Source organism: Thermanaerothrix sp., from assembly GCA_026417795.1.
Lineage (GTDB): Bacteria > Synergistota > Synergistia > Synergistales > Synergistaceae > Thermanaerovibrio.
The window spans coordinates 1-9120 of record JAOACP010000048.1 but is presented as its reverse complement, the minus strand read 5'-3'; the positions used below and the strand labels follow the sequence as shown (position 1 = coordinate 9120).

Below are 9120 nucleotides of genomic sequence, written 5' to 3'. Positions count from 1 at the left end.
TCGTGGGCTCGGAGATGTGTATAAGAGACAGGGCCAAGAAGGCCCTTTTAAGGCCCATGGGTCAGAGGAACCAAGACCCCCGTTACGCCAGGCTGGAGGAGGAGTGCCTGAGACGTATAAACCGGTTGGGCATAGGAGCCGGGGGGTACGGAGGTCTTGTGACCGCTTTGGACGTGAGGATAAATCCCCTGCCCGCCCACATAGCGGGCATGCCTGTGGCGGTGAACCTTTGCTGCCACGCCCTAAGGCACGCCAAGGGGGTGATATAGTTGGAGATAGAGCTGTCCACTCCTCTTGACGAATCGGTCAGGGATCTTTCGGCGGGCCAGAGGGTTTACCTCTCCGGGGTGGTTTACGTGGCCAGGGATCAGGCCCATCGGCGGATGATGGAGGATCTGGACGCGGGGCGTCCGCCGTTCCCCCTGGAGGGGCAGGTGATATACTACGCGGGGCCTTCCCCCACCCCTCCTGGAAGGGTGATAGGCTCCATGGGGCCCACCACCAGCGGCAGGATGGACCCCTTCACCGTGAGGCTCCTTGGCATGGGCCTTAAGGGGATGATAGGGAAGGGCAAGAGGTCCTTGGAGGTCTTAGATGCCCTGGCGTCCTTCGGCGCCGTGTACTTCGGCGCCACCGGGGGCGCTGCGGCGCTCCTTTCCCGGTCGGTGGTGTCATCCGAGGTGGTGGCCTACGGGGAGCTGGGGCCCGAGGCGGTGCTGAGGATAGAGGTTCGAAGGATGCCGCTCTTGGTGATAGCGGACTCCCGGGGGGGCTGCGTTTACGATTCGGGGCCCCGGGCGGCCAGGGCCATGGCGGAGGGCCTTGGAGGTTAGGGTGAAGCTCCCCTTGGGTGGGGAGAAGGTGGTGTCCCTTTCGGGGGATTGTGCTCCGGTTCGGGAGGCCCTTGTGGCCGCAGGGGTTGACCTTTTCCATGTGGGGGCGGTGGTGCGCTCCCTTCGCATCCTATCCATGGATGATGAGGTCCGCCACGGCGAGCTGATCATCGTACTTCCTCCCCTGGACGGGGGGTGATCTTTTGAATGGGTTTTTGAGAGAGGGGCTTTTAGCCCTGGGCGTGTTCTCCTTTGGGGTGCTGGGCCTTAAGCTCAGGGTTCCCGCCGGCGCCATGGCGTTGGGCATATTGGGGGGATTGGCGGTTAAGGCCCTGTTGGGGGTCGGCGATTCCCGCCTGCCGGGATGGGTTTCCGCCCTGTCCCAGTGCCTTGTGGCCTACGTGTTGGTCCGCTCCAGCGAGCTGGTGTCCTTTCGCAGGGCCTTGGGGCTCTTGCCCTACGCGGCGGTTTACAGCCTCATGCTTCTGGGCTTCTGCGTGGTCATGGCGTTGGTTTTCATGAGGCTTTGCGGGATGGACTTTGCCACCTCGCTTTTTGCCACCTCGCCGGGAGGCCTTTCCGGGGTGGTGATAGCGGCGGTGGAGAGCGGAGCTGACGGGGCGGTGACGGTGCTCTTCAACCTATGCAGAATATTGTGCATCCTGGTCATACTGCCCATGCTGGCGGGGTTCGTGTTAAAGAGTTAGGTTTGTACTGCTTTTAAGTAAATGCTAATATGTTGAGTGGCTAGGGCCCCAAGGGCTTGGGGCCGGTTCCTGTCTATGGAAGAGAAGGAGGAGTGGTCTTGGACATAAGCCGGTATCTAAGGTCTCTTTTTTCCAGGTCCCCGGATCCTTCGGTTCAGAGGGAGCTGTCCCTTTCCTCCTTCGGGGATCTGTGGGCCCTGGTGCCCCACCTCACCGAAGAGGAGGAGAGGTGGGTCCTCTTCACGGGGGACGCCAACTACAAGTTGGCTCAGCGGGGGATATTGAAGCCCAGCGGCAGGGCGCTGGGTTACAGGTTATGGCGTGGGGCCTTTGACGAGGACCCCATATGGGTGGCAAGGTCCATGTGCGGCGCTGGTCTGGATCTTGCCTTGTCCGATGGGGACGTGGATGCCGCGCCTGTCATCGGGAGCGTGCCCGCCGGGATGCTGCTCACCGTGCCCATGTGGGTGTTGTGCAACTACCTTGGCAAGGACCGTCGTCCGCTGGCGGAGGCCCTGTCCCTTGGTGCCCTGGTGTCGGGCTACATGGTGGCCAGGGTGGAGGATGCCAACGGATACGACCGGCTTCTTGCCGCCGCCGCGGGCTGCGCCGCGGGGCTTGCGAGGCTCAGCGACGGTTCGCTGAAGGTGGTGGAGAGGGCGGCCTCCACGGTGATTTGCCTCACCATGGGGGACGTGGGGGAGGAGGACACTCTGTTCACCGATTACCTGGCTTCGGTGCTCTCTGGTCAGGCCATCGTGGCCTGCCAGATGGGGCTTTCGGGCCAGGGCTTCACCCTTTCCATGGACGACAGCCGCAGCATGTTTGAGCACTGGGTGGCCGGAAGGGAACGTTTGATCTAGTCCCCATGCCTGGAGGTTCTGGCGGGCCCTAGGGGATCTTAAGCGGGGTTTTTATTTTATGAAGCAGCCGTTCATAGTGGGAGGCCTAAAGATCTTAGTCTCCCTTTTTAGATGTATGGGCCATGGGTCTTCGGTGAGGCTGGGCGGATGGTTGGGGAAGCTTGTGGCGGCATTCTCCAAGGAGAGGGTGGACCAGGCCTCCGCCCGTTGCTCCAGGGCCCTTGGCATATCAAGGGAGGCCGCCAGGGGGGTGGTCTTGTCCTCCTACCGGCACTTCGGCATGGGGCTTGCGGAGGTGATTCGCTTTCCCGTCATGCGTGAGGCCATCCCCGGGCTGGTGGAGTTTGAGGGGTTGGAGAACCTTGACCGGGCGTTGTCCATGGGTAAGGGGGCCATAATACTCTCTTGCCACATGGGCAACTGGGAGCTCACCGCCGCGGCCCTGGCGCTTAAGGGGTACCCCATAAGGGTGGTTGCGGCGGACCAGCGGGATCCAAGGCTGACGGACATGTTGGTGTCCATGCGGTCCAGCTGCGGCGTGGTTACCATAGGTAAGGCTTCGGATCTTAAGGGGGTCTTCCGCTGCCTTGAGGAGGGCGGGGCGCTGGCGGTGCTCCTGGACCAGGACGCCAAGTCCAAGGGACTGGTATCGGAGTTCCTGGGGCTCCCCGCCAGCACCCCCTTGGGGCCCGTGAAGCTTGCGAGGAAGCTCGGGTGTCCAGTGGTGCCCTGCAGGTCCGTGAGGAGCCCTTGGGATCCTGTGATGCACAGGGTAACCCTCTTCCCGCCCCTCGAAGGTCCCGGCGGTGAGCCCTTCGGCAGGGACGAGCTGGGATCCTTGGAGATTTGCAACCGTCTATTGTCCTCCTGGATAAGGGAGGTGCCGGATCAGTGGATCTGGATGTACGATCGTTGGGCCAGCGTCATGGGGAGGAACTGGTGGACTGCGCCATAGACCCAGGTCGATGCAAGCTTGGGGTGGCCTTTGGAGGGCAGGACCTTCTGTTTGCCGCCATCGTGCCCAAGCCCCACTGGGAGGACCTTTGGGCCATGCTCGGCGGGATGGAATGGCCGGGGGTTCTCATGTGGGTGACCGAGGGGCAGGTTCCCAAGGGGTTCAAGTTCGACGGAAGGATACTGCTCGGGGACAGCACCGGTTCGTCCGACGTGGCGGCGGAACTGTCCCGCCGGGGGCTTAGGTTCTTCCTGGTTGATGAGAGGGATAGCACCATGGAGGCCCGGGGGCTTTACTTTAAGCTTCATCCCCCTAAGGGTATTTTGAAGTTGGTGCCCAGGGGGCTTTTGGTCCCCCCCAGGGACGTGGACGACCTGGCCGCATGGGCGTTGCTGCGTCGAAGTTTTATCAACGCCGTTTGAGTTATGGGGCCGAAAGGTATAGAATTGTCTAGGCCTATAGGGCCATCTTAAAAAAAGACACAAGGGGAGCTAGGACATGTCCACACAGGTCATAACGTCCTTGGTAAACGCGTACGCCGGGGCCTTCGTCTCGGTGAGTCAGATGATGGGGGTGGAGGCGGTCTTCCTTAAGGGTGAGATCGCCCCGGGGGTGAACGCCCCTGGAAGCCGGGTGGCGGCTTTGATAGGCATAGTGGGTCCAGGGGTCCACGGCACCGTGGCGCTGATGGCGGATTTGGCCGGTTTCAGCGCCTACGTGAGGGCCATGACCGGGGGCATGATAGAGGCCAACCCGGAGGACCCCATGTCCATGAGCGTGCTTGGGGAGCTCACCAACATGACCAGCGGACAGGCCCTCATGAAGGTGGAAGTCCAGGGGTTGGACATAACCCCGCCGCAGCTCATGGCAGGGGAGAACCTAAGGGCGGTGCCGCCGAAGAAGGCGGACGTTAAGAGCTTCACCCTGCCCTTTGACGTGGGGCCCGAGAAGGGGCGGGTGTACCTGGTGCTTTCATTCCACGAGTAAGGGGCCTTTGGTGTCCACCGAGAGGGCGCGATTAATTTAAACCTAAGCCATGGGGGGGAGTGTGCTTCCCCCTTTTTGTTTTTTTAGATGGAGTATATAATCATAAGGGGTTTGTTTTATAATTTTGAAAATATTTTTAGGTTGAGGGGGTTGGTCTTCGTGTCCATGCGTCAGCGTCTTTACCTTCTGGCGGCGATGGCTCTCCTGGCCTTGGGTGTCATGGGGGGCTTGGCCTACTACAACAGCAGGGCGATCATTGAGGATCAGATCTCCAAGGGGGGAGAGGTGGCGGCGGACTCCGCCGCCGCGGCGGTGAGGAACTGGTTGGACGGCAGGAGCGACATAGTGGAGACCGCCGCCATGAACTGTGAGTACCTTTGGCTCAACTACGGCATGGCGGGCCGGCTCCTTCAGCCTTACGCTGAGGGGCTAACCAAGGAGTACTCGGAGAAGGGCTTCATGGACGTGTACATAGGCCTTGAGGTGGGGGGCTTCGTGGACGGCAGCGGATGGAACCCCCCGGAGGGATGGGACGCCAGGACCAGGCCCTGGTACCAGGAGGCGGTTAAGAAGGGCGGCACGGTGATGACCATGCCCTACGTGGACTCCAACACCGGCAAGCTCATAGTCTCCATCGCCACCCCCCTCAAGGGATACGGCGACAAGCTCCTTGGGGTCTTGGGGGCGGACATGTCCATAGACACGTTGGTGGAGATGATATCCAAGCAGAGGATCCTGGGGTACGGTTACGGCGTGCTGCTGGCTCCGGACGGGACCTTCGTGACCCATCCTAAGAAGGAGCTGGTCTTGAAGGAGAACATAGCTAAGGAGTCCTCCTTCGTCACCGCCGAGCTGGCCAAGATAGGCCAGGAGATACTGTCCGGGAAGTCCGGCCTTTTCAAGTACCGCAGCGTGGACGGTGACGAGCGCCTTCTCTTCGTGAGGCCGTTGAACTACGGTTGGAGCCTTGTGCTGGTGGTGTCCGAGAAGGACCTAATGGGTCCCATAGGGGCTCTTGGGATGAAGCAGCTGCTGGTGGCGGTGTTGGCCATGGGGCTTCTGGGGGCCCTGGTCTTCTCGGTCATAAGAAGCCTCATGCGGCCCATACAGTGCCTCATGGCCGTTTCCGGCGAGGCCGCCAAGGGGGATTTGAGCGTGTCCGCCTGCTTTGCCGGCACCGACGAGATGAGCCAGCTGGGCAGCGCTTTGGACTCGGTCATATCATCCCAGCGGGAGATATTTAAAAGGTTCCGGAGCGATGGGGAGGTCATCGAGAGGCAGTCGATAAACCTTGAGGAGGTTGCCCGGAAGACCGAGGATACAATAGGCCATATAAAGGAGCAGATGGATCAGTTGACCCGCATGGCGGAGGACAACTCCCAGGCGGTGGAGGCGGCCAACGCGGGCATAGAGGAGGTGGCGTCCGCCTCCCAGGGTGCCGCTCAGGCGGCGGCGGAGGCCTCCAGTTATGCCGAGGCCCTTAAGTCCAACGCGGAGGGAGCCCAGGAGCTCATCGTCAAGACCTCCGATCGGGTCATGGAGATGGCTAGCTCCTTCAGGGGCGTGGCGGATGCGGTGGCGAAGCTGAACGACCAGGCGAGCCAGATCGGGAGCATAGTGAACACCATATCCCAGATAGCGGACCAGACGAACCTGTTGGCCTTGAACGCCGCCATAGAGGCCGCCCGGGCCGGTGAGGCGGGGAAGGGCTTCGCGGTGGTGGCGGAGGAGGTCCGGAAGCTGGCGGAGGAGTCGAACCAGGCGGCGAAGAGCATAGGCGAGCTGGCGGGGGCCATAATAACCGGCACCGCCTACGCGGTGAAGACCGCCGGAAGCGGCGTAAGCCTGGCGGAGGCGGCGGAGACGGAGACCCACGTCATGAGGGAGAGGATAGGGGAGGTTCTGGGGGCCATAAACAACATAGTGGGGCAGATCCAGAACGTGGCGGCCACCGCTGAGGAACAGTCCGCCAGCTCCCAGGAGATGGCGGCTTCGGTGGACCGCCTTGCCGCCGGCGTCGCCACCACCAAGGACATAGCGAGCAGGATAGATCACGTGCTGGATGACCTGGTGGAGAACAGCAGGCTCCTCATGGGGGCCTCGGAGGAGCTGGCCCGGTTCGCCCAGGAGTTCAACCGGGTTCTGAAAGGGTATAAAATAGACTCCGATCAGCCCTTGGCCCTCAGGGGATAGCGCTTGAGAACCGTAACCCGGGGCGGGCTTTGAGCTCGCCCCTTTCTTTTACCTTCTCGTCTTTAGGGGGTGTACCGTGGAGGACAGGACTGACGCCGCAAGGTCCGGGATGGACTGGTACGTTAAGGATCTCATGGCCTACATGTTTGGGGTTCCGAGGGAGGAACTGGATGCCCTGGTGGATGGTTACCGGGCTGCCGGTGGCATGCCCGACCCGTCGGGGCTTTTTCGGTACCTGTCCGCAAACGGGAGGAAGTACCGGGTGTTATGGACGGTTTTTCCCGCGGGGGACCTCATAAGCATACTCTTTGCCTCCGTGTTCGGCCCCGACAAGCAGGTGCTTTGGCGGAAGAGCTCGGTGCTCCCCATGAACTCCGACAGCGGGGCCTTGAGGTTATGGAACCGGGTCCTGGAGCTGGCGTCGGGCATAGGGATACAGCCCGACAGCCGGGTTTCGGAGACGGACCTTTGGTCCGCCGAGCAGGTGCATCGGCAGATGGTCCGCCTTTGGGACGGGTGGGCCGGCACGTTTCTGTCGGAGGTGGAGGACTGGCTGTCCCAACAGGGGATGGAAGCCCCCGACGGGGTGGTGGAGAGCTCTGAACTTAACTCCAGGCTATCGGTCGGCGTGTCCAAGGAGATCCGGGATACTGTGGGCCGCGGCATCCCCTTGGGCGCCGTGAGGTACGCGGTGGTTTCCCTGCCGGAGCTGAGGGACATGGGTCTTGAGGTGTCGTCCCTGCAAGCGGTGCTGGACTCCTACGTGAGTTCCGCCATTCCCTCCCTGAAACAGGAGCCTCAACCGGGGGAAGGTGATCAGCCGCTTCCACAAGGCGTCATGGAGGTGCGGCCCTGCGTGGATCCCCTTAACGGCGTTGCCCTTTCCCTCATGCGTCCCGGGGATCCCGTGGTGGTGGAGCCCGCCAGGGAGGTGGAGCTGCCGGGGACCATATACATGATAAGGCTTCTCAAGAACGGCCAGTACGAGGTTCACGGCCAGTTCGACCGGGACGGCAGCTTCTTCAAGTTCATATCCCCCGGGGAGCTCAAGATAAAGATCCCCCCCGGCGCCCAGGTGGAGGACCGGGAGGGATTCCCCATGCTTTACGTGGCCGCCGCGGGACTTTTGGCCCTGCTGGCGGTGGCGTTGTACATTTATAGCTAGTGCCGCCCGCCGTTGGTGGCGATGCAGCTCCGGGGCCCCAGGCGGGAAGGACCCTAGGGGTTTTCGCGCTGAACCTTGAGGGTGATGTTGAGCTCCTCCGCCTCCCGGCGGAACCACCGGCAAAACCCCTCAACCGCCCCTGTGATGGCGGCCCCCACGGCGGAGTCCTCGGAGGGGACCAGGAACTCTATCTGTGAGTCATCCCCGCCCAAGAGGTACGGGACCGCGCACCTTAGGGCCTCCATGGCCTCCTCGAACCGGTACAGTCCCTGGTGCCACAGCTCCTCCCGGATGTCCAGGAACGGGGATGGGTCCTCCTGGCAGGTTACGGCTATTGCAACCCGGTTGAAACCCCATTCCTCCGCGGCCCTCACGGTGGCGCTGTATATGCCCCGGATGCCCCGTTCCGCCGCTATGGAGGGTATGTGTTGCGGCGTTTCCTCCCCCTCCCTTCCGGCGCAAACCACTTCGTGCCCCTCCTGGTGGAGCTTCAGCGCCAAGGGGTGGTAAAAGGGGAACCACCAGCGCTGCATGGATCCCCTACCCCTTGAGCCTCTCCAACACCAGCTTGTAGCCGTCGGAACCGTAGTCCACGCACTTCTTAACCCTGCTTATGGTGGCGGTGCTGGCCCCGGTCTCCTTGGATATGGACGGATAGGTCTCACCCTCCATGAGGCGCCTTGCCACCTCAAGCCTCTGGGCCAGGGACCTTATCTCCGATATGGTGGCCACGTCCTCCAGGAACCTGTAAACCTCCTCCTCGTTCTCAAGACACAAGAGGGCCCTGCAGAGCTGGTCCGTAAGGCTGTCCTTCCACTGGCTTCCCATGTTTATGCCTCCTCGTCGTAGTGTTGTAGATTTCTTTTTTTGACTCGCTGACATCTTTCTAAAACTCCTAAATAATAGTATAACCGTGCTTTGCAAAACGTCAACCTTCAAGCTATGCCTATTTAGCTAGGCATACAGGGGTTGGTGAGGAAGGCCCTAGGGGATATAATTGCCAAGCGTAGGACTTAAATTCGACAAAAAGTGGAGGATTGGAGATGGCCAAGAACATAACCCCGAGATCCAGGGATTTCTCCCAGTGGTACCTGGACGTGATAAGGGCGGCGGAGCTGGCGGACTACGCTCCGGTGAGGGGCTGCATGGTGATACGCCCCACCGGCTATGCCCTTTGGGAGTCCATACAGCGTCACTTTGACGAGGCCTTCAAGGAGACGGGCCACGTGAACGCGTACTTCCCGCTGTTGATCCCCAACTCGTTCCTCGAGAGGGAGGCCCAGCACGTGGAGGGATTTGCCCCGGAGTGCGCCGTGGTGACCCATGCGGGGGGGGAGGAGCTGGAGGAGCCCTTTGTGGTGCGCCCAACCTCCGAGACGGTGATAGGCCTGTCTCTTATACACATCTGACGCTGCCG

General features: G+C 61.5%; 13 protein-coding genes. 11 read left to right on the top strand and 2 right to left on the bottom strand.

What is annotated here, in order from left to right; all coding sequences use genetic code 11:
• The 10 genes from N2315_08395 to N2315_08350 all read left to right on the top strand — a co-directional run.
• Positions 1-269, top strand: a 269-nt coding sequence (locus tag N2315_08395) for a fumarate hydratase (protein ID MCX7829195.1), incomplete at its 5' end; no start/stop codon positions are given.
• Positions 270-833: a FumA C-terminus/TtdB family hydratase beta subunit gene (locus N2315_08390; protein MCX7829194.1), complete on the top strand. Its 564-nt coding sequence runs from the start codon at positions 270-272 to the stop codon at positions 831-833.
• Positions 823-1032 (top strand): hypothetical protein, encoded by a 210-nt coding sequence (locus tag N2315_08385; GenBank protein MCX7829193.1) that lies wholly within the window; start codon positions 823-825, stop codon positions 1030-1032. Before N2315_08390 ends, N2315_08385 begins: the two co-directional genes overlap by 11 nt.
• Positions 1033-1036: 4 nt before the next feature.
• Positions 1037-1540, top strand: a complete 504-nt coding sequence (locus tag N2315_08380) for an AbrB family transcriptional regulator (GenBank protein ID MCX7829192.1) — start codon at positions 1037-1039, stop codon at positions 1538-1540.
• Between the two features lie 98 nt (positions 1541-1638).
• The gene (locus N2315_08375; protein ID MCX7829191.1) at positions 1639-2403 is read left to right on the top strand and encodes a hypothetical protein; all 765 of its coding nucleotides are present in this window, start codon (positions 1639-1641) and stop codon (positions 2401-2403) included.
• 58 nt (positions 2404-2461) lie between these two features.
• Complete coding sequence (locus N2315_08370; GenBank protein MCX7829190.1) at positions 2462-3358, top strand: lysophospholipid acyltransferase family protein; 897 nt, start codon at positions 2462-2464, stop codon at positions 3356-3358.
• Positions 3316-3780 carry a hypothetical protein gene (locus N2315_08365; protein MCX7829189.1) on the top strand — a complete coding sequence of 155 codons (465 nt, stop codon included), beginning with the start codon at positions 3316-3318 and terminating at the stop codon, positions 3778-3780. The genes N2315_08370 and N2315_08365 overlap by 43 nt, the downstream gene beginning before the upstream one ends.
• 76 nt (positions 3781-3856) lie before the next feature.
• Positions 3857-4345: a chemotaxis protein CheX gene (locus tag N2315_08360; GenBank protein ID MCX7829188.1), complete on the top strand. Its 489-nt coding sequence runs from the start codon at positions 3857-3859 to the stop codon at positions 4343-4345.
• Positions 4346-4510: 165 nt separating this feature from the next.
• A complete protein-coding gene (locus N2315_08355; GenBank protein MCX7829187.1) occupies positions 4511-6538 on the top strand; it encodes a methyl-accepting chemotaxis protein in 2028 nt (675 codons plus the stop codon).
• A gap of 76 nt (positions 6539-6614) precedes the next feature.
• The gene (locus N2315_08350) at positions 6615-7703 is read left to right on the top strand and encodes a hypothetical protein (protein MCX7829186.1); all 1089 of its coding nucleotides are present in this window, start codon (positions 6615-6617) and stop codon (positions 7701-7703) included.
• A 53-nt stretch (positions 7704-7756) separates the two neighbouring features.
• Here N2315_08350 and N2315_08345 read toward each other — a convergent pair whose 3' ends face one another.
• Positions 7757-8236, bottom strand: coding sequence for a hypothetical protein (locus tag N2315_08345; protein ID MCX7829185.1), 480 nt, complete (start codon positions 8234-8236; stop codon positions 7757-7759).
• Between the two features lie 7 nt (positions 8237-8243).
• Positions 8244-8531 carry a YerC/YecD family TrpR-related protein gene (locus tag N2315_08340; protein MCX7829184.1) on the bottom strand — a complete coding sequence of 96 codons (288 nt, stop codon included), beginning with the start codon at positions 8529-8531 and terminating at the stop codon, positions 8244-8246.
• Between the two features lie 215 nt (positions 8532-8746).
• Here N2315_08340 and N2315_08335 point away from each other — a divergent pair, with 215 nt between their 5' ends.
• Complete coding sequence (locus N2315_08335) at positions 8747-9112, top strand: hypothetical protein (GenBank protein ID MCX7829183.1); 366 nt, start codon at positions 8747-8749, stop codon at positions 9110-9112.
• Positions 9113-9120: the final 8 nt, after the last annotated feature.